This window comes from Dermatophilus congolensis (genome assembly GCF_900447215.1).
In the GTDB taxonomy this organism is placed as follows: Bacteria; Actinomycetota; Actinomycetes; order Actinomycetales; family Dermatophilaceae; genus Dermatophilus; species Dermatophilus congolensis_A.
The window spans coordinates 110974-135806 of record NZ_UFYA01000001.1 but is presented as its reverse complement, the minus strand read 5'-3'; the positions used below and the strand labels follow the sequence as shown (position 1 = coordinate 135806).

Annotated in this window: 17 protein-coding genes and 3 rRNA genes; 4 read left to right on the top strand and 16 right to left on the bottom strand. The window is 58.1% G+C overall.

The features are described from left to right. Positions 1-4: 4 nt before the first annotated feature. From DXZ77_RS00600 to DXZ77_RS00555, 10 genes are all read right to left on the bottom strand, one after another. Positions 5-976 carry an ABC transporter permease gene (locus tag DXZ77_RS00600; RefSeq protein WP_115029141.1) on the bottom strand — a complete coding sequence of 324 codons (972 nt, stop codon included), beginning with the start codon at positions 974-976 and terminating at the stop codon, positions 5-7. Further along, positions 966-2468 carry a sugar ABC transporter ATP-binding protein gene (locus DXZ77_RS00595; RefSeq protein WP_115029139.1) on the bottom strand — a complete coding sequence of 501 codons (1503 nt, stop codon included), beginning with the start codon at positions 2466-2468 and terminating at the stop codon, positions 966-968. The genes DXZ77_RS00600 and DXZ77_RS00595 overlap by 11 nt, the downstream gene beginning before the upstream one ends. Beyond that, the gene (locus DXZ77_RS00590; RefSeq protein ID WP_115029137.1) at positions 2461-3510 is read right to left on the bottom strand and encodes a LacI family DNA-binding transcriptional regulator; all 1050 of its coding nucleotides are present in this window, start codon (positions 3508-3510) and stop codon (positions 2461-2463) included. The genes DXZ77_RS00595 and DXZ77_RS00590 overlap by 8 nt, the downstream gene beginning before the upstream one ends. Positions 3511-3683: 173 nt before the next feature. Next, positions 3684-4847 carry a glycerate kinase gene (locus tag DXZ77_RS00585; protein WP_115029135.1) on the bottom strand — a complete coding sequence of 388 codons (1164 nt, stop codon included), beginning with the start codon at positions 4845-4847 and terminating at the stop codon, positions 3684-3686. A gap of 392 nt (positions 4848-5239) precedes the next feature. Beyond that, entirely contained in the window at positions 5240-5773 is a 534-nt protein-coding gene (gene purE / locus DXZ77_RS00580; protein WP_028327809.1) for a 5-(carboxyamino)imidazole ribonucleotide mutase, read from the bottom strand. Between the two features lie 28 nt (positions 5774-5801). Then, positions 5802-7076 carry a 5-(carboxyamino)imidazole ribonucleotide synthase gene (locus tag DXZ77_RS00575; RefSeq protein ID WP_115029133.1) on the bottom strand — a complete coding sequence of 425 codons (1275 nt, stop codon included), beginning with the start codon at positions 7074-7076 and terminating at the stop codon, positions 5802-5804. A 69-nt stretch (positions 7077-7145) separates the two neighbouring features. Then, a complete protein-coding gene (locus DXZ77_RS00570; RefSeq protein WP_115029131.1) occupies positions 7146-8219 on the bottom strand; it encodes a sensor histidine kinase in 1074 nt (357 codons plus the stop codon). Positions 8220-8225: 6 nt separating this feature from the next. Further along, positions 8226-8912 carry a response regulator transcription factor gene (locus tag DXZ77_RS00565; RefSeq protein ID WP_115029129.1) on the bottom strand — a complete coding sequence of 229 codons (687 nt, stop codon included), beginning with the start codon at positions 8910-8912 and terminating at the stop codon, positions 8226-8228. Between the two features lie 116 nt (positions 8913-9028). Then, complete coding sequence (locus DXZ77_RS00560; RefSeq protein ID WP_115029127.1) at positions 9029-10246, bottom strand: adenylate/guanylate cyclase domain-containing protein; 1218 nt, start codon at positions 10244-10246, stop codon at positions 9029-9031. Between the two features lie 3 nt (positions 10247-10249). Continuing rightward, on the bottom strand, positions 10250-11152 hold the full coding sequence (locus DXZ77_RS00555) for a biotin--[acetyl-CoA-carboxylase] ligase (protein WP_115029125.1): 903 nt from the start codon (positions 11150-11152) through the stop codon (positions 10250-10252). Between the two features lie 92 nt (positions 11153-11244). Here DXZ77_RS00555 and DXZ77_RS00550 point away from each other — a divergent pair, with 92 nt between their 5' ends. The 3 genes from DXZ77_RS00550 to DXZ77_RS00540 are packed head-to-tail and all read left to right on the top strand — an operon-like array spanning position 11245 to position 13893. Beyond that, on the top strand, positions 11245-12861 hold the full coding sequence (locus tag DXZ77_RS00550; RefSeq protein WP_115029123.1) for an acyl-CoA carboxylase subunit beta: 1617 nt from the start codon (positions 11245-11247) through the stop codon (positions 12859-12861). A 57-nt stretch (positions 12862-12918) separates the two neighbouring features. Next, positions 12919-13143, top strand: a complete 225-nt coding sequence (locus tag DXZ77_RS00545) for an acyl-CoA carboxylase subunit epsilon (protein ID WP_258553292.1) — start codon at positions 12919-12921, stop codon at positions 13141-13143. Between the two features lie 45 nt (positions 13144-13188). Continuing rightward, entirely contained in the window at positions 13189-13893 is a 705-nt protein-coding gene (locus tag DXZ77_RS00540; protein ID WP_115029119.1) for a Maf family protein, read from the top strand. Positions 13894-14060: 167 nt separating this feature from the next. Here the strand turns inward: DXZ77_RS00540 and rrf are convergent. The 3 genes from rrf to DXZ77_RS00525 form a co-directional block, all read right to left on the bottom strand. Next, positions 14061-14177 (bottom strand): 5S ribosomal RNA (gene rrf, locus DXZ77_RS00535). Positions 14178-14274: 97 nt separating this feature from the next. Further along, positions 14275-17345 (bottom strand): 23S ribosomal RNA (locus DXZ77_RS00530). A gap of 333 nt (positions 17346-17678) precedes the next feature. Beyond that, positions 17679-19199, bottom strand: a 16S ribosomal RNA gene (locus tag DXZ77_RS00525). The 16S, 23S and 5S rRNA genes sit together here, the layout of an rRNA operon. Before the next feature lie 623 nt (positions 19200-19822). On the opposite strand from DXZ77_RS00525, the gene DXZ77_RS00520 reads away from it, so the two are divergent. Further along, a complete protein-coding gene (locus tag DXZ77_RS00520; protein ID WP_115029117.1) occupies positions 19823-21613 on the top strand; it encodes an acetyl/propionyl/methylcrotonyl-CoA carboxylase subunit alpha in 1791 nt (596 codons plus the stop codon). Positions 21614-21662: 49 nt separating this feature from the next. On the opposite strand, the gene DXZ77_RS00515 is transcribed toward DXZ77_RS00520, so the two are convergent. The 3 genes from DXZ77_RS00515 to DXZ77_RS00505 all read right to left on the bottom strand — a co-directional run bounded on the left by DXZ77_RS00515 (position 21663) and on the right by DXZ77_RS00505 (position 24833). Then, positions 21663-21983 carry an antitoxin gene (locus DXZ77_RS00515; protein WP_115029116.1) on the bottom strand — a complete coding sequence of 107 codons (321 nt, stop codon included), beginning with the start codon at positions 21981-21983 and terminating at the stop codon, positions 21663-21665. A 100-nt stretch (positions 21984-22083) separates the two neighbouring features. Then, the gene (locus DXZ77_RS00510) at positions 22084-23505 is read right to left on the bottom strand and encodes an NAD(P)H-quinone dehydrogenase (protein WP_115029114.1); all 1422 of its coding nucleotides are present in this window, start codon (positions 23503-23505) and stop codon (positions 22084-22086) included. 77 nt (positions 23506-23582) lie between these two features. Beyond that, positions 23583-24833: an amidohydrolase gene (locus tag DXZ77_RS00505; RefSeq protein WP_258553051.1), complete on the bottom strand. Its 1251-nt coding sequence runs from the start codon at positions 24831-24833 to the stop codon at positions 23583-23585.

Sequence of the window (24833 nt, the reverse complement as noted above, 5' to 3'; positions counted from 1 at the left end):
GGTGTTATTTGCGGTTGCGGAGTACGTCGATACCGACGGCCGCCGCGATGACCAGGCCGATGACGACCTGTTGCCAGAATGCGGTGACAGATAGAAGGTTGAGTCCGTTGCGGATGACGGCTAGGACGAGTGCTCCGATGAGGGTTCCGGTGGCTTTTCCTGATCCACCGGTGAGGCTTGCTCCGCCGATGACGACTGCGGCGATAGCGTCGAGTTCGTATCCGGTGGCGGCTTGGGGTTGCGCCGAGGCTAGTCGTCCTGCCAGAAGGAGCCCAGCGACGCCGGAATAGAGGCCAGAGAGTGCGTAGACCGATGCGAGGGTTCGTTTGACGGGTAGTCCGGTCAGGCGTGCTGCTTCTTCGTTACCGCCGATCGCGTAAAGGGATCGCCCGAAGACGGTGCGGTTGAGGATGAATGCAGTTACTGCCCAGGCCAGCAGTAGCACGAGGATGGGACCGGGGATGGGGCCGAGGTTGCTGCCGAGCCAGTTGACTGCGTCGGGCATGAGGATGGGGCGGCCTTCGGAGATGACGAGGGCGAGTCCTCGGGCGATGGACAGCATGGCGAGGGTGGCGATGAAGGCGGGGAGTTTGCCGTAGGCGACTGCGGTTCCGGTGACGCTGCCTGCGATGAGTCCCATAAGTGGGGCGAGGATGAGCGCTAGGGGGCCGGGCATTGCGCCGGTGGTGACCATCCAGCCTGCCCCGATGGCTGATAGGGCGGCGATTGATCCAACGGATAGGTCGATTCCGGCGGTGACGATGACGTAGGTCATCCCGAATGCGATGACGGCTGTGACTGCGGCTTGTACGCCGACGTTGAGTAGGTTGGGGATGGTGAGGAATGCAGGGGTGGCGATGAACATGATGAGGCATACCAACGCGAGTCCGACGATGGCGCCGTTGTTGGATAGCCAGGTGCTGAGTGTTTTTCCGCGGCTTGGCGCCGGGGTTGGTGTTGCGGTTTCAGCGGGCACGGGACGACTGGACCTCCTTTACGGCCAAGTGCATGACCGCATCTTGGGTGGCTTCCGCGGCGGGAAGTTCTCCGACTATGCGTCCGTGTGCCATGACGAGGACACGGTCGCTCATACTGATGACCTCGGGGAGGTCGCTGGAGGCGAGGAGGACTGCTCCTCCTGCCTGGGTGATGCTGTTGATGAGTTCGTAGATTTCGACTTTTGCTCCGACGTCGACGCCGCGGGTGGGTTCGTCGAGGAGGAGCACGGTTGATTCGGCCATGAACCAGCGGCCGAATACGACTTTTTGTTGGTTGCCTCCGGAGAGTCCGCGGACGGGTTGGTCGATGTTTGCCATGCGGATGCGAAGTTTTTTTGCGACTTCTTGGCCGCGTTTGCGTTGTCCGGTGATGTCGGCGAGTCCGGATTTGCTGGTTGTTTCGAGAGTGGCGTAGCCGAGGTTTTCGCTGACGGGGGCGTTGAGGACGAGTCCTTCGTGTTTGCGGTCTTCGGGGACAAGTCCGATTTTGGCTGTGACTGCGGCGGCGACGTCGTGTTTGCGTAGGGGTTTTCCGGCGACATTGATGTTTCCGTGGTGGTATGTGTCGGCGCCTGCGATGGCGCGGAGCACTTCGGTGCGTCCGGCGCCCATGAGGCCGGCAAGGCCGACTACTTCGCCTGCGCGCAGTGTGATGGAGATGTCCTCGAATGCGCCTTCTCGGGTGATTTTGTTGACTTCGAGGAGTGTTTTTCCTGGTTGGCTGGGGCGGCGGGGGTAGAGGTCTTCGATGTCGCGGCCGACCATGAGTCGGATGAGTTCTGGTTCTTCTGCTGTGGAGGCGACTGTTTCGACGGCTGTTCCGTCGCGTAGCACTGTGATGCGGTCTCCGATTTCGGTGATTTCGTCGAGGTGGTGGCTGATGAACACCATTGCTACGCCTTGTTCGCGTAGTTCGCGCATGACGGTGAAGAGTGTGTCTGTTTCTGCGCGGGTGAGGGCGGCGGTTGGTTCGTCGAGGATGAGGATGCGTGCGTCGATGGCGAGTGCTTTGGCGATTTCGACCATTTGTTGACGGGCAACGCCGAGGGTGTGGACGGGGCGGTCTACGTCGATATCTAGGCCGATGCGTTCTATGGCTTTACGTGCGTAGTGGCGCATCTGTTTGCGGTTGATGAGTCCGAAGCGGGAGGGGGTGCGTCCGAGTGTGATGTTTTCGGCGACGCTGAGGTTGGGGACGAGGTTGAGTTCTTGGTGGATGGTGGCGATTCCGAGGGCTTCGGCGTCGTTGGTGTTGGTGATGTGTACGGTTTTGCCGTTGACTTCGATGCTGCCTTTGTCGGGTTGGTGGACTCCGGCGATCATTTTGATCAGTGTTGATTTGCCTGCGCCGTTTTCGCCGAGGAGTACGTGTACTTCGCTGCGGTGTATGTCCAGTGTTACGTCGTTGACTGCGGTGATGCCGCCGAAGGACTTGGAGACGCCCTTCAGCCGGAGGATGACGTCATCCATGGTGGTTCTCCTGGGGTTGTTCTCCTCGTTTGGGGAGGTGGGTGGGTGTGGAGGGTCTTTCTCCGAGGGAGGAGCGTTTGACCAGGTGGGTGGGGATGGGGGTGGTTGTGGTGTGGTGGTTGTTCATGGCGTTGATGAGTGTGGTGACGGCTTTTTGGGCGAGTGTGGGGATGTCTTGGGCGATGGCGGTGATGGGTACTTCGAGTAGTTCGAACCAAGGGTCGTCGTCGAATGCTGCGATGCCGATGTCGGTTCCTGCGCGTAGTCCGTGGCGGTTTGTGACGGTGATGAGTCCTGTTGCCATGAGTACGTCTGCTGCGATGATGACGTCGGGTCGGTTGGGGCGGGTGAGGAGTTGTTCGGCTGCGTGGACGCCGCTGGCGAATTGGAAGTTGCCTTCGATGATGTCTTTGTTGTGGATTGTCAGGCCGTGGTGGTTGAGGCGGTTTTTGGCTGCGGTGAGGCGTTCGATGCCGGTGGATGTTTGTAGTGGGCCGGAGATGATGGCGATGTGTTGGTGTCCGAGGCTGACGATGTGGTCGATGAGGTTTGCCATTCCGCCGGTGGAGTCGGAGGTGATCAGGGGTGCGCCGAGTTTGGCGTCACGGTCGAGGCAGACTGTGGGGCGGAGTGTTACGGCTTCGTGTAGTGCTGGGGTTGCTTGTCCTTGGGGAACGAGGAGGAGTCCGTCGACGTGTGCGCGGTCGAGTGCGGTGAGGTAGCGCTCTTGGGCTGTGGTGTCTTCGTCGGCGTTGCCGATCATGACGGCTAGGCCTGCTGCTGCGGCGGCTTGTTCGGCTTCGTAGGCGAGGGCGGTGAAGAAGGGGTTGCGGACGTCGGGGATGAGCAGTCCGATGATTCCGGATTTGTTGGTGCGTAGGCTTCGGGCGAATCCGTTGCCTCGGTAGCCGAGTTCTTTTGCTGCGGCGTGTACGCGTTTGCGTACTTCGGCGGAGGCTGGGCGTTGTGGGTCGAGTGCGCGTGATGCGGTTGATGGGGCGACGCCTGCTCGTTGTGCGACGTCGCGGAGCGTCACTGTCACCGCTGCACCACCTTGTGCACTCGTGTGTGGAATCGATTCCAGTTTGAATCGATTTCATGAGCATGGGGTACGTTCGCGGTTCACGTCAAGGTGATGTGAGGCACCTGGGTGTTTCTTTTTGTTGGTGTTTTTTGTGGTGTTTGAGAGCAGCGGCGAGCTGATTTTTCGGCAGATTAGTTGCGGTGTATCGCTTTTCGCGTGAGGTCGGCGTGTAGTAGGCGCGTGACCATGGCTGCGGCTGCTTCTAAATTTTGTTCTCCGGCTGCTAAGGCAGTGGGTAGGTCTGTTGCTTCCCGCACGATTGGCACTGTTGCGATCACGCCTGCGGGTGGGGTTCTGGCTATTTTTTCTTCTATTCGTCCTGCGAAAACTACTGTGGGTACTCCTGCTTGGGCTGCTCGTTGGGCTACTTGCATGGGTGCTTTGCCGGCCATGGATTGTGTGTCTACGGATCCTTCTCCCGTGAATACGTAGTCGGCGCCGTGCAGGTGGTGGTCGATGTTGATGGTGTCCATCACTAGTTGGGCGCCGGGGCGTAGTTCGGCGGAGGTGAATGCGAGGAAGGCTGCACCGACTCCGCCTGCGGCTCCTGCTCCTGGGGTGTTTCGTATTGGCTTGTTGAGTGTGGTTTCGACGATGTCTGCCCAGCGGGTTAGTGCGTGTTCTAGTTCGATGATGTCCTCTGGGGTTGCGCCTTTTTGGGGGCCGAATACGGCGCTTGCTCCGTGTTTGCCGAGGAGGGGGTTGTTCACGTCGCAGGCGACCATGATTTTTGTTTTTGCGAGCCGCCTGTCGAGTTGTGTGGTGTCGATGTGTGCGCAGTTGCGTAGGGCTGATCCGCCTGGGGGTAGTTGGTTGCCTTCGGCGTCGAGGAATCGTGCGCCGAGTGCGCTCATCATTCCTGTGCCTGCGTCGTTGGTTGCGCTGCCGCCGATGCCTATCAGGAGTGTGTGCGCGCTGGCGTCGAGTGCTGCGGTGATGAGTTGTCCTACGCCGTATGTGGTTGCTGCGCGGATGTTGCGTTCGTATGGGGGTATGTGTTCTATGCCTGCGGCAGCTGCCATTTCTATGATGGCGGTGGTTGTTGATTCGGTGTGTATGAGGCCGAAGGTGGCGTTGGTGGGGCGTCCGAGGGCGTCGGTGCAGGGTGTGGAGCGGATGTCTCCGTCTAGGGCGTTTACGAGTGTACGCATGGTGCCTTCGCCGCCGTCGGCCATGGGGAGGCATGTCACTTCGGTGGAGGGTGCTGCGGAGAGTATTCCGCGGCGTAGTGCTTGGGCTGCGTTTGTGGCGGTGATGGATTCTTTGAATGAGTCGGGGGCGCAGATGATACGCATGTGTTTATCTTGCCGTTGGTGAGGCGCTGTTTTGGGGGGCCACTTTTGGGTGTGTTTTTTCTTTTTGTGTGGTTTTTATTTGCCCTGGTGTTCGCTGCTGGTGATGCGTGAGGTCTCTAGTGTGTCTTGTTGGTCGCGTGGTGGATTCGGCTGGGTAACGATTGGGCTAAGACGCGGTTTGAGTACGTTTTTATGGGGTGGGCAGACAGCATTATTGAGGTTGTCGGGGCTCTTGGTTTGAGCCCTGATTGTGTGTTCGTTCTCTGTGAGTTTTGTGTTTGGAGAACGGTGACGCCCGGTCGGATGGGCAGTCGATCACGTGCGGAGCGGGGTGCCGCTCATCAGGGCGTGCGTGGTTCGACTGTTCCTCCGGCCGGGCGTTTTACGTGTTTTTAGTGAGTGAGGCGGTTGCGGAGGGTTTCTCCTTTTGCGTGGGCGTGGTCGCGTAGTTCGCTTTGGAAGGTGCGCATTTTTTCGCGTAGGTGGGCGCCGTGTTCTGTGTCGGCGGTGCTGATGATGCGGGTGGCTAGGAGTCCGGCGTTTCGTGCGCCGCCGATGGAGACGGTGGCTACGGGGACGCCTGCGGGCATTTGGACGATGGATAGGAGGGAGTCCATGCCGTCGAGGTGCTTGAGAGGTACTGGTACACCGATGACGGGTAGTTCTGTGACGGCGGCGAGCATGCCGGGTAGGTGGGCGGCGCCGCCAGCGCCAGCGATGATGACGCGTAGGCCGCGGCCGGCGGCGCTGCGGCCGTATTCGATCATTTCGGTGGGCATGCGGTGTGCGGAGACGACATCGGCTTCGTAGGGGATGCCGAATTCTTCGAGGGCGTGGGCTGCGGCTTCCATGGTGGGCCAGTCGCTGTCGCTGCCCATGACGAGGCCGACGAGGGGGGTGGTTTCGTTGAGGGTGGTGTCGTTCATTGTGTTGCTCCTGGGTGGGTGGGGGGTGTTACTGGCGGATGGTGCCGCGGAGGTATCCGGTGGCGTGGTTGGCGCGTTCGCGCAGGTTGGGGAGGTTGTCGCCGCAGACGTTGACGTGGCCAATTTTTCGGCCGGGTTTTACTGCTTTGTTGTAGAGGTGGATTTTGAGGGCTGGGTCGTGGGCCATGAGGTGTTTGTAGGTGGAGTAGAGGTTTTCGAATTCGGGGATTTGTCCGCCCAGAACGTTGCCCATGACGGTCCAGGTGTTGCGTGGGCTGGTGTCGCCTAGGGGGAGGTCGAGGATGGCGCGGAGGTGTTGTTCGAATTGACTTGTGGTGGAGCCGTCGATGGTCCAGTGGCCAGAGTTGTGGGGCCGTAGGGCCAGTTCGTTGACGAGGAATTGGGGGTTACTGTCTTCGTCGGTGGTTTCGAAGAGTTCTACGGCCATGACTCCGGTGAGGTCGATGGCTTCGGCGATGCGTAGGGCTGCGGCGGTGATGTGGGTGGCTGCGGCGGGGGGTAGGTCGGGTGCTGGGGCGATGACTTCGGTGCAGATGCCGTCGGTTTGGACGGTTTCGACTACTTGCCAGGTTGAGGCTTGGCCCGTGGGGCTGCGGGCGACCATGATGGCTAGTTCGCGGGTGAAGGTGATGGCTTGTTCGGCGAGGAGGCCGTCGGGGAAGGTGGTGGCGCGGGCGAGTTCGTTGGTGGGGTCGTTGGTGGGGGTGGTGTCGGTGACGGCGTTGAACCAGGTGGCGGCTTCGCCGGTGGTGTGTTCGCCTTCGTTGACGAGGAGTACGCCTTTGCCGTCGTATCCACCGCGAGGGGTTTTGAGGATGATGGGCCAGCCGACGCGGTCGGCGAAGTGCGCGAGTTCGTCGGGGGTACGGACTTGGGCCCATTGTGGGGAGGGGATGTTGAGGTGGGTCATGAGTTCGCGCATGGCGAGTTTGTCTTGGGCGTAGCGCAGGGCGGTTGGGCGGGGGTGGAGGGGGATGTTTTCGTTTTCGAGGGCGTGGAGTACGTGTGGGGGGATGTGTTCGTGGTCGAAGGTGATGACGTCGCAGTGGCGTGCGAATTCTAGGACTGTGTCGAGGTCATCAGCGGATCCGACGGGTGCGGAGGGGATGACTTGGGCGGCAGCGCTGGTGGTGTTTTCGGCGAGGTCGCTGAGTGTGATTCCGAGGTTGATAGCCGGGGGTTGGCACATGCGTGCGAGTTGTCCGCCGCCGATGATTCCGACGATGGGGAATCCTCCGGGGGCGTGGTCCGGTTTGAGGTCCCTGGTTGTTGGCTCGTTCACGAGGCTGAGCCTAGTTGCAGTGGCGCGTGGGGTGGGGGTGCGGGCGTGTGTGCTTTGGGTTGTGCTGGGTTAGTCGGTGGCGACTGCTTGGAGGAAGAGGGCGAAGGTGGCGGGTTTGGTGCGGAGGAGTTCGAGTCTGCCGCCGTATCCTTCGGCGAGGGATCGGGCTATGGATAGGCCGAGTCCGGATCCGCTTGTGGAGACTTCTTTGTCGAAGACGTAGGGGGCGAGGTCGGGGTCAACACCGGGGCCTTCGTCGGTGATGGTGATGATGACGGAGGGGCCGGAGAGTCGGACGTCGACGACGGTGGTGCCGGATCCGTGGGCGAGGGAGTTTTCGATGATGACGCCGAGGATTTGGGTGAGGTTGACTGAGGTTGCCCATACGGAGACGCCACGGATTCCGGTGACGTGGATGGCGCGGCTTTCGCGTTCGAATTTGGGTTGCCAGAGGCGTTGGAGTTCGGCGAGGGTGCGGTCGACGCGGACCATGCGTGGGGTTTCGACGGAGCGGCGGTTTTTGCGTAGGAGTGCTTCGACGGTGTCGGTGAGTCTTTCGACTTGTTGGATGGCGATGCCTGCTTCTTCGTGCGCGACGTCAAGGTCGTCGGTGGCGGCGATTTCTTCGAGGCGCATGAGGAGTGCGGTCAGGGGTGTGCGTAGTTGGTGGGAGGCGTCGGCGGAAAAGTCGCGTTCGGCGGCGAGTGAGGTGATGAGGCGTCGGGCGGATCTGTCGAGTTCGCTGGTAACGAGGTCTATTTCGGTGATGCCGGAGGCGGTTTGGTGAATGCGCGGGTTGCCTTCGCCGAGGCGTTTGGCGTCGTTGGCCAGTTCGACGAGGGGGTCGGATACTTTTCCTGCTTGCCAGCGGACAACAGCGTAGACGGCTGCGGCTGCAGTGGCGATGAGGAAGAGTGCGAGGGTGGTGATGGTGATGGTGATGGTGTGTGGGGTGGGGTATCCGGGGGTGTCTTGGGTGTCGTTGAGGAATTGGGTGGTGATGATGGTGAAGGTGATTGCGGGGACGGTGACGATGAGTAGTGAGAGCACTACTGCGAGGCTGGTGGAGCGTAGGAGGGATTCGCGTACGGAGACGGATCGGTGAGTTTTGGTGGTGTTGTCCGGGAGGAGGCCGGGTGTCATGGGGGGTCAGGCGGCGTTTGCGGGTCGTTCGAAGCGGAACCCGACTCCTCGGACGGTGGTGATGTAGCGGGGGCGGGTGACGTCGTCACCGAGTTTTTTGCGGAGTACGGATACGTGCATGTCGAGGGTTTTAGTGGAGCCGAACCATTGGGTGTCCCAGACTTCGCGCATGAGTTGTTCGCGGGAGACGACTTTGCCTTGTTCGCGGACGAGTACGCGTAGGAGGTCAAATTCTTTGACGGTGAGTTGGAGTTCTTTGTTGCCGAGGAAGGCGCGTCGGGCTTGGGCATCGATGCTGACGCCGTCGTCGTCGCCGTCGGTGGTGGTTTTAGTGGTGGTGCGGCGTAGGACGGCGCGAACGCGGGCGAGGAATTCGGCGAGGCGGAAGGGTTTGGTGACGTAGTCGTCTGCGCCGGCGTCGAGTCCGACGACTGCGTCGACTTCTTCTGCTCGTGCGGTGAGCATGAGGATGGGGGCGGTGCGTCCTTCGGCGCGTAGGCGCCAGCAGACTTCGAGTCCATCCATGCTGGGTAGGCCGATGTCGAGGATTACCAGGTCTGGGTCGGTTCGGCCTTCTTCGTAGGCTTCTTGTCCGTCGGCGCAGATGGTGACTTCGTATCCTTCTCTGCGGAGGGCTCGCGCCAAGGGCTCGCTGATGGCCGAGTCGTCTTCAGCGAGTAGAACACTGGTCATGCGGTCATGCTAGACGTGCTGTTGGGCTCTTCTGGATCATCCGACTGAGACGGTCGTGTTTGTGCTGTTCAGGGGGCGTCCTGTGGGCGGGGTTGCGCGTGTCGCGGGTGGGGTGGTTATTCGGTGACGGTGCGGGCGTCTGTGGGGCCGCGTCGTTTGGGGGTGGTACTGCGGCGCAGGGCCCACATTTGAGTGAGTCCGAGTCCGCGCAGGGGGGTGGGTTCGAGTTGCATGAGTTCGAATCCGGAGACGGTGGTGAGTCGGGTTTGGGTTGCTGTGTCGATAACGACGGTCCCGGGTTCGGCAGCGGCGGTGAGGCGACTGGCTCGGTTGACGGTGGTGCCGAAGACGTCGCCGAACTGGGAGACGACGGCGCCGGTGGATATGCCGACGCGGAGTTGGGGCATGCCTGGCATGTCGTGGAGGGCGTCGATGAGGTCGAGGCCGATGGCACCGGCTGCGGCGGGCCGGTCGCAGGCGAAGAGGATTTCGTCGCCGATGGTTTTGACGATTTTTCCGCCGTGGATGGTGACGATATCGGAGGCGAGTGTTTCGAATTCTCCTACGAGGGTAGAGATTTCGCGTTCATTCATGTTTGCAACAGTGGAGGTGAATCCGACGAGGTCGGCGAAGCCGATGGTGCGGGCGTTGGCGGGTAGTCCGTCTTTGGTGGTGGCTTCGTCGTCGTCGACGAGTTGGGCGAGGGCTGCGGCGAGGTGGCGTCGCCAGGCGTAGATGAGGATGGGTTCGATGCTGCTTGAGGCTTCGAGGATGCGGTTGATTACTGTTTCGCGTTCTTGGGGTGTGAGTTGTTCTGTCCAGCGTGCTTGTTCGTCGTGGTGGCGCCGGGAGGCGACGAGTTCCATCATGAGGCTGGTTTGCCAGGTGGCGAGGCGGTCGGTACTGCGCGCGATGGCTCGGGCGATGTCTAGTACGAGGTCGTCGTTCATGCCGGTGAGGCGGCGTAGTTCGGCGATGTCGGGGATTGCGTTGAGGTCGGCTTGGGTGAATGGCATACTGCGGGCCCCGAGTTCGGGGAATCCGAGTGCGTGCCAGACGCGGCGGGCTGTGATGAAGGGAAGGCGGGCGGTGCGGGCTACTTCGCGGCGGCGTAGGGGGGATTCGGTTCCCAGGAGTTGTCCGATGATATCGGCGCGGCGGGTGGCTGCATCGCTAGTGCGTAGTGGGGTGGGTTTGTTGTAGCGGTCTTCAATGCGTCGCAGGGTTTCGTGGAGTACGACGTACGGGCGTGGGGGCGTGACCTCGGTGGTGGTGGCCGAGGGTGTTTTCGGGTCGGTGGGGATGTTTTTTTCCTCCCGATCGCCGTATTGCATGGGTTAATTCTGACGGTTTGTGGGTCGAATGTGAACTACGTCACCCGCTCGGACGGTGGTGGGGCCGTGGGATGTGGCGATGAGAAGTTCACCGTGTGGGGTGATGGCGGTAGCTGTTCCGGTGAGGGTGGTGTTGTTGGGTAGGTGGGCGGTGATGGGGGTGTTGATGGTGGCGCAGGCTGCGGTGTAGTCGTTGTGGAGTGGATTGATGTGGGGGCTGGTGATCCATTGGTGATGTCTGTGGGCTACGTGGTTGGCGATGTTGATGGCGACTTCTTCTCGGGTGGGGGTTGTTCCGCCGATAGTGGTGAGGGCGTGGTGGAGGGAGGTGGCTGGGGGTGCGGTGTCGGTGGTGGTGGGCAGGAGGGTTGTAGGTACGGCGACGTTGATGCCGATTCCGGCGATGGCAGTGTTGGTGTTGGGGGCGAGTTGGCAGAGGATTCCACCGACTTTGGCATCGTTTTCGCTGGTGGTGCGGATGAGGATGTCGTTGGGCCATTTGAGCATGGCGTGGATGATGGGGTGAGGTGGGTTTGGGGTGGTTTGGGGGGTGTGGTTGGTGATGAGTTCGGTGAGGGCGTCGCGTGTGGCCAGACCGATGAGGAGGGGGAGCCAGCCGGGGTCATGATGTGCGGGGCTGTGCGGGGTTGTGCGGGGTAGGGGCAGTGTCATGCTCATAGCGATGCTGGTTCCTGGTGGTGTGATCCAGGTTCGTGAGCGTCGACCGCGACCTGCGTTTTGGTGGGCGGCGATGATGAGTCGGTAGGGGGTGGGGTCGGCGAGGGCGTCGTCGTTGGTTGATCCGGTGGTTTCGTGGATGTCGACGCGGTTCCAGGGGCCTGCGGGGGCGAGGGTGCCGGTGGTGATGTGTTGTGCGTTGAGGTGGGGGTGGTCGCCGGTGTTCACGGTGTCAGGTTAGGGGGCATGTCTGGGGGTGGGTTGGGGGGGGTTGTGTTGGCGAATCTTTTACTGGTGGGTAGGGGGTTAGGCTGCGTCGCATGAGCGATGCGGCCATGAATGATGCGCAGAGTGAGCAGTCTGATGTGAGGACGACGGCGGGAAAGCTCGCTGATTTTGAGCGTCGGGTTGTGGAGACGGTGCATGCAGGGTCTGAGCGTGCGGTGGAGAAGCAGCATGCGAAGGGGAAGCAGACTGCGCGTGAGCGTATTGAGCAGTTGTTGGATGAGGGTTCTTTTGTTGAGTTAGATGGTTTTGCGCGTCATCGTTCTCGTGATTTTGGCCAGGAGAAGAATCGCCCTTATGGGGATGGGGTGGTGACGGGTTATGGGACGGTTGATCATCGACCGGTGTGTGTTTTTGCTCAGGATTTCACTGTTTTTGGTGGTTCTTTGGGTGAGGTTTTTGGAGAGAAGATCGTCAAGGTGATGGATTTGGCGATGAAGATTGGCTGTCCGGTGGTGGGTATTAATGATTCGGGTGGAGCTCGGATTCAGGAGGGTGTGGCTGCACTGGGCATGTACGGGGAGATTTTCCGCCGTAATGTGCATGCCAGTGGCGTTATTCCGCAGATCAGTTTGGTAATGGGTCCGTGTGCGGGTGGCGCGGTGTATTCACCGGCGTTGACTGATTTTATTGTCATGGTTAATAAAACTAGCCATATGTTTATTACTGGCCCGAATGTCATTAAGACGGTGACGGGCGAGGATGTGGCAATGGAAGAGCTGGGTGGCGCAGCTGCGCAGAATTCACGCTCGGGGGTGGCGCACTATATGGCTCATGATGAAGATGATGCAATTGAGTATGTGCGCGAGTTGTTGAGTTTTTTGCCGCAAAATAATTTAGAAGAGCCTACGGTGTATGAGTTCGAGACTGAACCAGAGGCAACTGAGGCTGATGCGTTTTTGGATTCGATTATTCCAGATTCTCCGAACATGCCTTATGACATGCGTGAGGTGATTTCTGGGATTGTTGATGATGGTGAGTTTGTTGAGGTGCAAGCTTTGTTTGCGCCGAATATCTTGGTTGGTTTTGGTCGTATTGAGGGTCGCAGCGTCGGCGTTGTGGCGAATCAGCCAATGCAGTTTGCCGGGACATTGGATATTAATGCTTCAGAGAAGGCTGCACGTTTCGTGCGAACGTGTGACTCTTTCCATATTCCAGTGTTAACTCTAGTGGATGTCCCTGGTTTTTTGCCGGGAACCGATCAGGAATGGAATGGGATTATTCGGCGTGGCGCGAAGTTGATTTATGCGTATGCGGAGGCGACGGTTCCGCTGGTTACTGTTATTACTCGTAAGGCTTACGGTGGCGCTTACGATGTGATGGGGTCAAAGCATTTAGGTGCGGATATTAATTTGGCGTGGCCGACTGCGCAGATTGCGGTGATGGGTGCGCAGGGAGCGGTGAACATTCTTTATCGGAAGCAGTTGCAGGCTGCTTTGGATGCTGGTGAGGATGTGGATGCCGCGCGTGCGAGGTTTATTGAGTATTACGAGAAGACTTTGGCGAATCCGTATATTGCTGCGGAGCGTGGGTACGTGGATGCAGTGATTCGTCCGTCGGAGACGCGGGTACAGGTTGTTCGTGCGTTGCGCACCTTGCGTAGTAAGCATGAGAAGTTACCTGCGAAGAAGCACGGCAATATTCCGTTGTGATGCGGCTGAGTGTGCGTGGTCGTGAGCGGTTTTGGCGAGAGGAGGTTTGAGGTGGCTATGTCTGCCGGTGGTGGTGATGTGGGAGAGCCGTGGTTTCGTGTTGTACGAGGTAACCCTTCGCAGGAGGAGTTGGCTGCACTGTTGGTAGTGATGTTGGCTCTTTCGAGGAATGAGTGCAGTGGTGCGGAGGAGCTAGGGCAGCGCAGTAGCGGGTGGGCGAACCGTCGTCGGATGCTGTCGGGGTGGGTTGGCCGTTCTGGCTGGGGTGCTATTTCGAGTTAGAGGCGTGGTCTGCAGTAGGAGTGGTGGCGTAGCAGAATCGGTGGCATGAATCGTTTGGTTTTGGCTTCTGCCTCTCCTGCTCGTTTGTCAACGTTGCGTCGTTGTGGTGTTGATCCGTTGGTGATTGTTTCTGGTGTTGATGAAGATGTTGCTTTAGCTGAGGCGCGGGAAAGGTTTGGGGAGCTAGAGCCTGATCAGGTCGCTTTGGTTTTAGCGCGGGCGAAGGCAGAGGCTGTCGCCCGCGTGGTGGAAGATGCCCAGGTGAACGGTGGCTTCTTGGAAGATATTTCTTCTGGTTCTGTTGTGGAGTGCGACGCGTTTGAGGCGAGTTTTTTGGTGGGGTGTGATTCGGTTTTGGAGTTTGAGGGGCAGGTATTGGGGAAGCCTGTTGATGCTTCTGACGCGGTAGAGCGGTGGCGTCGCATGGGGGGACGTTCGGGAGTTTTGCATACGGGGCACTGGTTGATTGATGTACGTGGTATTGACGAGGGAGGCGCTGGGGCGACATTAGGGGCTACTGCAAGCACGACAGTTTCTTTTGCTGTCCTTTCGGAGGAAGAAATTAAGGATTACGTGGCTACGGGTGAGCCACTACATGTGGCAGGAGCCTTCACTGTCGATGGGATTGGTGGCCCGTATGTGGAGTCAATTGAGGGTGATTTCCATAATGTGGTGGGTATCAGTTTGCCTTTGATGCGGAGTTTGTTGGGTGAAATCCAGGTTCCGTGGATGTCTCTGCGCATGAAGTAACCTCATTCTTTTTTGAGGCTTTAGTGACGTGAACCCTGTGTGTCGAAAGCTTTTAGCTTCCGACACACAGGGTTCACAATTTTATTTTTAGAATTTTGCGTTTGTGGTGTTTTTGGGTATGAGGAAAGGGCCTGGAACAATGTTCCAGGCCCTTTCCATTACATATATTCCGGCGGTGACCTACTCTCCCACACCGTCCCCAGTGCAGTACCATCGGCGCTGAAGGGCTTAGCTACCGGGTTCGGAATGTAACCGGGCGTTTCCCCAACGCTATAACCACCGAAAAACCAACAGAACCAATCAGAAAAACATCCTTCATGATCCCGTAGGGCTGATGCCCCAAGAACCGCACAGTCGACGCGAACAAAACTCTTAAAAGTGTGTATCAAGCCATCGGCCAATTAGTACCAGTCAGCTCCACACATCACTGCGCTTCCACACCTGGCCTATCAACCCACTCGTCTAGTGGGAGCCTCACACCTCGCAAGGAGGCATCGAGATCTCATCTTGAAGCACGCTTCCCGCTTAGATGCTTTCAGCGGTTATCGCTCCCGAACGTAGCCAATCAGCCATGCCCTTGGCAGGACAACTGACACACCAGAGGTTCGTCCATCCCGGTCCTCTCGTACTAGGGACAGCCCTTCTCAAATCTCACACGCGCGCAGAGGATAGGGACCGAACTGTCTCACGACGTTCTAAACCCAGCTCGCGTACCGCTTTAATGGGCGAACAGCCCAACCCTTGGGACCAACTCCAGCCCCAGGATGCGACGAGCCGACATCGAGGTGCCAAACCATGCCGTCGATATGGACTCTTGGGCAAGATCAGCCTGTTATCCCCGGGGTACCTTTTATCCGTTGAGCGACCGCGTATCCACTAACCACGGCCGGATCACTAGTCCCGACTTTCGTCCCTGCTCGACACGTCCGTCTCACAGTCAAGCTCCCTTGTGCACTTACACTCAACACCTGATTACCAACCAGGCTGAGGGAACCTTTGGGCGCCTCCGTTACCTTTTAGGAGGCAACCGCCCCAGTTAAACTACCCACCAGGCACTGTCCCTGAACCAGATCATGGTTCGAAGTTAGACATCCAATACGACCAGAGTGGTATTTCAACAACGACTCCACACACACTAGCGTGCATGCTTCACAGTCTCCCACCTATCCTACACAAGCCGCACCGAACACCAATACCAAGCTATAGTAAAGGTCCCGGGGTCTTTCCGTCCTTCTGCGCGAAACGAGCATCTTTACTCGTATTGCAATTTCGCCGAGCTCATGGTCGAGACAGTAGAGAAGTCGTTACGCCATTCGTGCAGGTCGGAACTTACCCGACAAGGAATTTCGCTACCTTAGGATGGTTATAGTTACCACCGCCGTTTACTGGCGCTTAAGTTCTCAGCTTCACCCCGAAAGGCTAACCGGTCCCCTTAACGTTCCAGCACCGGGCAGGCGTCAGTCCGTATACATCCACTTACATGTTCGCACGGACCTGTGTTTTTAGTAAACAGTCGCTTCTCCCTGGTCTCTGCGGCCATCACCCCTAGACAGAAAAGTCTTCAGGGCTCCGGCCCCCCTTCTCCCAAAGTTACGGGGGCATTTTGCCGAATTCCTTAACCATGATTCACTCGATCGCCTCGGTATACTCTACCAAACCACCTGAGTCGGTTTAGGGTACGGGCGGCTCACACCTCGCTAGAAGTTTTTCTAGGCAGCATAGGATCACCCTACTTCCCCCAAAAGGGGTCATCATCACACCTCAGGACACACCGGGCGGATTTACCTACCCGGCACCTCACATGCTTGAACGTGGACAACCATCGCCACGCGGAGGCTACCTTCCTGCGTCACTCCATCGCTTACCTACTACCAAATTGGATCACGCACTCAACCCGCAAACAACCCCGAAGGGCCATAAGCAAGCATCACACGCTTAGCATCAAAGGCCTCAGTATTGGCGGTGTTTCGCCGGTACGGGAATATCAACCCGTTATCCATCGACTACGCCTGTCGGCCTCGCCTTAGGCCCCGACTTACCCAGGGCAGATTAGCTTGACCCTGGAACCCTTGGTTATTCGGCGGACGGGTTTCTCACCCGTCATTCGCTACTCATGCCTGCATTCTCACTCGTGTAGCATCCACCACTGGATCACTCCGCAGCTTCACACGCTACACGACGCTCCCCTACCCAACTTTCGTTGCCACAGCTTCGGTGGTGTACTTGAGCCCCGCTACATTGTCGGCGCGGAATCACTTGACCAGTGAGCTATTACGCACTCTTTCAAGGATGGCTGCTTCTAAGCCAACCTCCTGGTTGTCACTGCAACTCCACATCCTTTTCCACTTAGCACACGCTTAGGGACCTTAGCTGATGATCTGGGCTGTTTCCCTCTCGACTACGAAGCTTATCCCCCGCAGTCTCACTGCCACGCTTCACTTACCGGCATTCGGAGTTTGGCTAACGTCAGTAACCTGGTAAGGCCCATCAGCTATCCAGTAGCTCTACCTCCGGCAAGAAACACGTGACGCTGCACCTAAATGCATTTCGGGGAGAACCAGCTATCACGGAGTTTGATTGGCCTTTCACCCCTACCCACAGCTCATCCCCTCAGTTTTCAACCTAAGTGGGTTCGGTCCTCCACGACGTCTTACCGTCGCTTCAACCTGGCCATGGGTAGATCACTCCGCTTCGGGTCTAGACCCCGCGACTCAAACGCCCTATTCAGACTCGCTTTCGCTACGGCTACCCCACACGGGTTAACCTCGCCACGAAGCACTAACTCGCAGGCTCATTCTTCAAAAGGCACGCTGTCACCCCACAAAGAGGCTCCAACGGATTGTAGGCACACGGTTTCAGGTACTATTTCACTCCCCTCCCGGGGTACTTTTCACCTTTCCCTCACGGTACTAGTCCGCTATCGGTCACCAGGTAATATTTAGGCTTATCGGGTGGTCCCGACAGATTCACACAGGATTTCACGGGCCCCGTGCTACTCGGGAAACGCACACGGAGTACACGCCATTTCGTCTACGGGGGTCGCACCCTCTACGCCACGCCATTCAAGACGTTTCGACTATGACACGTATTTATCACTCCGCCGCACCATGTCAGTGGTGCACGCACGATCCCACAACCCCGATCACACAACGCCTGACAGCTATCACATGCAATCGGTTTAGCCTCATCCGCTTTCGCTCGCCACTACTCACGGAATCACTATTGTTTTCTCTTCCTGCAGGTACTGAGATGTTTCACTTCCCCGCGTTCCCTCCACACACCCTATGTGTTCAGGTGTAGGTGACTGGACATGACTCCAGCCGGGTTTCCCCATTCGGAAATCCTCGGATCACAGCCTGTTTATCGACTACCCGAGGCTTATCGCAGATTACTACGTCCTTCATCGGTTCCTGGTACCAAGGCATCCACCGTGCGCCCTTAAAAACTTGACACACAAAGAATCAGATGCTCGCGTCCACTGTGCAGTTCTCAAAACACCAGCCCACACCCGAATCCAAGTAGAAAACCTACCCGTTTTCGAGAGAGGCACATTCGTAGAGTTACCAGCTATACGGCCGATACCTCAAAACCCAACAACGCGCCAAACGTGACCTAACCGAAACTGTCTTTGTTTCCACGCTCATACGTCTCAATAAAGAAACAGAAGCAGTACTCCAAAACCAAAAACAGGTAAGCCACATAATCGATGTTCCACCCATGAGCAACACCCCAGTTCGTACACTCGACGAACATAAAGGGTGCCTCTATTAAGAGGGGCTCCTTAGAAAGGAGGTGATCCAGCCGCACCTTCCGGTACGGCTACCTTGTTACGACTTAGTCCCAATCGCCAGTCCCACCTTCGACGGCTCCCCCCACAAGGGTTAGGCCACCGGCTTCGGGTGTTACCAACTTTCGTGACTTGACGGGCGGTGTGTACAAGGCCCGGGAACGTATTCACCGCAGCGTTGCTGATCTGCGATTACTAGCGACTCCGACTTCATGGGGTCGAGTTGCAGACCCCAATCCGAACTGAGACCGGCTTTAAGTGATTCGCTCCACCTCACGGTATCGCAGCACTCTGTACCGGCCATTGTAGCATGCGTGAAGCCCAAGACATAAGGGGCATGATGATTTGACGTCATCCCCACCTTCCTCCGAGTTGACCCCGGCAGTCTCACATGAGTCCCCACCATTACGTGCTGGCAACATGCGACGAGGGTTGCGCTCGTTGCGGGACTTAACCCAACATCTCACGACACGAGCTGACGACAACCATGCACCACCTGTACACCGACCAAAAAGGGGAGTACGTCTCTGCACTTTTCCGGTGTATGTCAAGCCTTGGTAAGGTTCTTCGCGTTGCATCGAATTAATCCGCATGCTCCGCCGCTTGTGCGGGCCCCCGTCAATTCCTTTGAGTTTTAGCCTTGCGGCCGTACTCCCCAGGCGGGGCGCTTAATGCGTTAGCTACGGCGCAGAATCCGTGGAATGGACCCCACACCCAGCGCCCAACGTTTACGGCATGGACTACCAGGGTATCTAATCCTGTTCGCTACCCATGCTTTCGCTTCTCAGCGTCAGTAATGGCCCAGAGACCTGCCTTCGCCATCGGTGTTCCTCCTGATATCTGCGCATTTCACCGCTACACCAGGAATTCCAGTCTCCCCTACCACACTCTAGCCTGCCCGTACCCACTGCACGTCCAGGGTTAAGCCCTGGATTTTCACAGCAGACGCGACAAACCGCCTACAAGCTCTTTACGCCCAATAATTCCGGACAACGCTCGCACCCTACGTATTACCGCGGCTGCTGGCACGTAGTTAGCCGGTGCTTCTTCTGCAGGTACCGTCACTTTCGCTTCTCCCCTGCTGAAAGAGGTTTACAACCCGAAGGCCTTCATCCCTCACGCGGCGTCGCTGCATCAGGCTTTCGCCCATTGTGCAATATTCCCCACTGCTGCCTCCCGTAGGAGTCTGGGCCGTGTCTCAGTCCCAGTGTGGCCGTTCACCCTCTCAGGCCGGCTACCCGTCGTCGCCTTGGTGAGCCGTTACCTCACCAACAAGCTGATAGGCCGCGAGCACATCCCCCACCGAAAAAACTTTCCACCAAACCTCATGCGAGGAAAGGTCATATTCAGTATTAGACCCCGTTTCCGGGGCTTATCCCAAAGTGAGGGGCAGATTACTCACGTGTTACTCACCCGTTCGCCACTAATCCACCCAGCAAGCTGGGCTTCATCGTTCGACTTGCATGTGTTAAGCACGCCGCCAGCGTTCGTCCTGAGCCAGGATCAAACTCTCCAAAAAGAAATCACGCCCACGTACACGTAACTAGAGAACTAGTTACCACGAACGCAGGAAAATCCTGGCCGAAACAACACTGACAATTAATGTCACTACATTCTTTATAGCGACTATTGTCCGAATTGACTTCAACCAACAAACAATTGGCATCGATTATTCATGGCACGCTGTTGAGTTCTCAAGCATCGGACGCACAATCGAAGTTTTTCTTTTTAACTTCGAGAGGCAACTCCTCTAAGTTACTTTATTCTCTTTCGTTTTGTCAACTTCACTCTTTCGAGTTTGAAAGTTTTAAAAAGCTTTTGGCTATTAACCTTAAGCCGTTTAAATTTTCCGTGAAGTTTTAAACTCCGGAGAACCTCGACCTAATTTATTAGGTCTGCCGTTCAGGAGTCAAATCACCTTTTCGCCAGCTTTTACAACCAGCGAACGGATCTTTAGCCCCCGAAGCAGCTCGCCAAGCTTAGACAGAGCCAGCACGAGAAACCAAATCAACCTGCCACCCACATCGCGACATCTATGCCTCTCCCAAAAAGTGCGCCACGCACTATCTCTTGTTCACCCCTCCACCTACCCCCAACGCGAACATTCAAATCAACCTCCAAGCACGGCAGTAGAGTCCCGACATGGCCCCCATCTCCAAAGTTCTCATCGCAAACCGAGGCGAAATCGCAGTCCGAATCGCCCAAGCATGCAAAGACACAGGTATCCACTCCATCGCCGTCTACGCAGAAGCAGACCGCGACGCCCTCCACGTCAAAATCGCCAACGAAGCCCACGCACTCGGTAGCAACACCGCCGCAGACAGCTACCTAAACCACAAAAAACTGCTCGACATCGCCGCGAAAACCAACGCAGACGCCATCCACCCTGGATACGGATTCCTCTCCGAAAACGCCGAATTCGCCCAAGCAGTCACCGACGCAGGCCTCATTTGGATCGGACCACCCCCCGCAGCAATCGACTCACTCGGCGACAAAGTCAAAGCCCGCCACATCGCCACCCGCGCTAACGCCCCACTCGTCCCCGGCACCACAAACCCCGTTGCCGACGCCAACGAAATCATTAACTTCGCCAAACAACACGGCCTGCCCGTCGCAATCAAAGCCGCATACGGAGGCGGCGGCCGCGGACTCAAAGTCGCCCGCAACATCGACGAAATCCCAGAACTCTTCGAATCAGCAGTACGCGAGGCCACCACAGCCTTTGGACGCGGCGAATGCTTCGTCGAGCGATACCTAGACAAACCTCGCCACGTCGAAACCCAATGCCTCGCTGACACTCACGGAAACATCGTTGTCGTCTCCACTCGCGACTGCTCACTCCAACGACGCCACCAAAAACTCATCGAAGAAGCCCCAGCACCCTTTCTCACCGAAGAACAAAACACAGAACTCATCCGAGCCAGCAAAGCCATCCTCCACGAAGCTGGCTACATCGGTGCAGGCACATGCGAATACCTCATCGGCCAAGACGGAACCATCTCCTTCCTCGAAGTCAACACCCGACTCCAAGTCGAACACCCCGTCACCGAAGAAATCACCGGCATCGACCTCGTACGCGAAATGTTCCGCATCGCCGAAGGCAAAAAACTCACCTACACCCAAGAAGACATCTCCACACGCACCCGCGGACACAGCATCGAATTCCGAATCAACGGCGAAGACCCCGGACGAGGATTCCTCCCCGCACCTGGAACCCTCACCACCTTTACCCCACCCACAGGCCCCGGAATCCGCCTCGACACAGGCGTCGAACAAGGCGACACCATCGGCGGACAATTCGACTCAATGCTCGCCAAACTCATCGTCACCGGCGCCACCCGACAAGAAGCACTCCAACGCTCACAACGCGCCCTGACCGAATTCACCATCGACGGAATGGCCACCGCACTCACCTTCCACCGCGCCATCGTCAACCACCCCGCCTACGCCCCCGAAGACCCCAACCACCCCTTCTCCATCCACACCCGCTGGATCGAAACCGAATTCGACAACACCATCCCCCCTTACACCGGAGCCAGCGCCCCCGGAGACACCCCACCACCAGAACGTCACAGCATCATCGTCGAAATCGAAGGAAAACGCATCGAAGTAACCCTCCCCGACAACCTCACCCCCACCAACACCACCAACACGCCAAAAAAGAAAACAACCAACCGCCGCACCAACAACCGCAACAACACCACCAACACCTCCGGCGACGCCCTCACCGCCCCCATGCAAGGCACCGTCGTCAAAGTCGCAGTCTCCAACGGAGACACCGTTGCCGAAGGCGACCTCATCTTCGTTCTCGAAGCAATGAAAATGGAACAACCCCTCACCGCACACAAATCCGGAACCATCACAGGCGTAACCATCAACGTCGGCGACACCGTCACCAGCGGCACCATCCTCACCGAAATCAAAACCCCCTAACCCACCCATACAAAAGGCCCGCCTCCCACGAGGCGGGCCCCAACCACAATCACACCGGCTTAGGCGGCTCAACTCCCTCAGGCGCATCAATCGGATCCACCGACACAGCCTCAGGCTTGTGCTCCCCCTGCAACTCCTCCTTCAATGCCTCCTTCGCATCACCAGCAACACCCAACGCCGACTCCAAACCATCCTTGCCCTTAGCCACCACCTCCGCATACTTTCCCCCCGTCTTCTCATTCACAAACTCCTCGGCCTTCTCCAACCCAGAAGTCACCTTCTCCGAGTTATCAGCAGCAACCTCACGAGCCTTACCCAACCCCTGCTCAGCCAAGTCCTTCGCCTTATTCACAAAACTTCCCAAATCCATCAGAACTCCTTCTCACACCGCCAACACACGGCACCACCACCTCGCGATCTGACGGAAACCACGAAACACGCACGGCAGCAACCGAAACAGTGAAAACAGACTAAGCGCTTGGCAAGCTATCCACAGCGTGCAACCTCCGCGCAGCCTCCGCCAACGACCCCGACAACGACGGATAAACCGTGATAGTCCGCGCCACATCATCGGCCGTCAACCGATGCTCCACAGCCAACGCAATAGGAAAAATCAACTCCGACGCCCGTGGAGCCACCACCACACCCCCCACCAACTGCCCCGTCCGCCGCTGAGCAAACAACTTCACAAACGCATTCTCAATATGCTCCATCTTCGCCCGAGGATTCGTATCCAACGGCATCACCACCGTCCGATACTCCGACTCATCCGCAACCTCCGCTGCAGACATACCCACCGTCGCAATCTCCGGATCCGTAAAAATATTCGCACTAATCCCCGTCGTCGTTAACGGCCGCACCTCATCACCAATCGCATGCGCCACCGCAATACGACCCTGCATCGCAGCCACTGAAGCCAACGGCAATACACCCGTACAGTCACCCGCCGCATATACCCCCGAAACCGACGTACGCGACACCCGATCCACCACAATCTGGCCACGCTCATTCACCTCCACCCCGGCCTCCTCCAACCCAATCCCCTCCGTATTCGGCAACGAACCCACCGCCATCAACGCATGAGATCCCACCACCTCACGACCATCCTGCAAACGCACCACCACACCATCACCCACACGCTCCACTGACTCCGCACGCGAACGAGCCAACACCTCCATACCTCGACCCCGAAAAACCTCCTCAATCGCACGCGCCGCATCCTCATCCTCATTCGGCAACACATGCTCACGCGAAGACACCAACGTCACCCGCGACCCCAAATGCAAATACGCCTGAGCCAACTCCGCACCAGTCACCCCAGAACCAATCACCACCAAATGATCTGGCAGCCCCTCCAACGACCAAATGTCCTGCCACGTCAAAATCCGCTCACCATCAGGCATAGCCGACCCCAACCGCCGCGGACGCGCCCCCGTCGCCAACAAAACTGTATCCGCCTCCAACACACGAGAACCACCCCCCTGCACATCCACCACCACACGCCGGGCACCATCCAACCGCCCCCTACCCCTAACAACCTCAATCCCCTTAGCCACCAACCCCGCCTCAATATCACCACTCTGTGCCGCGGCCAACGACCGCACCCGATCATTCACCTCACGCAAATCAAAACGATCACCCTCAGCAGCCCCATCAAGAACCGCCCGATAATGCACCCCCAAATGCTGAGCGCTGGCCACCAAACGCCCCAAATACCCCGCAGAGGCAATTAATGCCTTGCTCGGCACACAATCCATCAACACCGCAGCACCACCCACACCCTGCGAATTAACCAACGTTACCTCAGCCCCACCCGAGGCCGCCACCAACGCCGCCTCATAACCCCCCGGGCCACCACCAACTACAACAAACCTGTGAGATCGATTAGACACACCGCAAGTGTTCCACGCCACACCACCGAAAACCGGTCAGTCGCCACAATCAAACACACCCCTGCAAAACCACTCACTCACACGTCCACAAACCCCCTCCCCGCAACCTTCGCCGCAGCAAACGGCAACGCCGCATATAACTGAGCCCCAAACACAGCCGACGCCGGATCCACCACCAAATCCCCCCGATGCAAGTCATACGTACACCCACCCGGAGTCCGCGTACCCAACCGCAACAATGCCCCCTCCGCACCCTGCAACAACCACGCAAAATCCTCACCACCCATCGACTGCACCGCATCCACCGCAGCATCCACACCAAACGCCGAAGACACCGCCAACCGTGCACCCTCCACCCCATGAAGCGTATTCACCACCGGCGGGACACCCTGCACGTACTCCACCTCCACCTCCACCCCAAAAGGCGCCACTACCTGAGAGACCAAACGCCTCACCAACGGCTCCAACGTCTGCCACACCCCCGCATCAGCAACACGCAACGTCCCCCGAGCCACCCCCCGATCCGGAATCACATTCCCCGCATCACCAGCATGAACAGAACCCCACACCAACACCACCGACGCGCGCGCATCCACCACCCGCGTCAACAACGCCGGCAACTCCGTCACCACCTTCGCCAACGCAAAAGTCACATCCTGCGTCAAATGCGGACGCGACGTATGCCCCCCAGCACCAGAAACCCTCACCTCAACCCGATCAGCCGCAGCAGTAATCGGGCCCACCCTCAAACCCACACGCCCCAAATCCGTCGCCGGATCACAATGCAACGCATAAAAAACATCCACACCATCGGCCGCACCCGACCCCTGCACCATCCGCGCACCTGAAGGATGTGACTCCTCAGCAGGCTGAAAAAAACACCTCACCCCCACACCCGCATCACGCAACACATCCGCCACCCCAGAAAGCCCCACCACTGCACCTAACAACGACGCCGTATGCACGTCATGACCACAACAATGCGACACATCCGCCACCCTCGAAGCCCACGGCAACCCCGTCCGCTCAGCCAAAGGCAACGCATCCATATCCGCCCTCAGCCCCACACGGAAATCAGGTACCTGCGCCCCCACATCCACAAACAACCCCGTCGAACCCACAAAACGCTGCGCTGACACCCCCGCAGGCAACCGTTCCTCAACTGCACGAGTCGTCCCCACCTCACACCATGACAACTCCGGCGACCGATGCAACCACCGCTGAAACCGCACAATCTCATTCGCCCGCGCCCGAATAGACCGCAACACCTCACCCAACGGACCAGACGGCACGGGCAAACCAGAGACATCGATCATCGACGGTTCCAC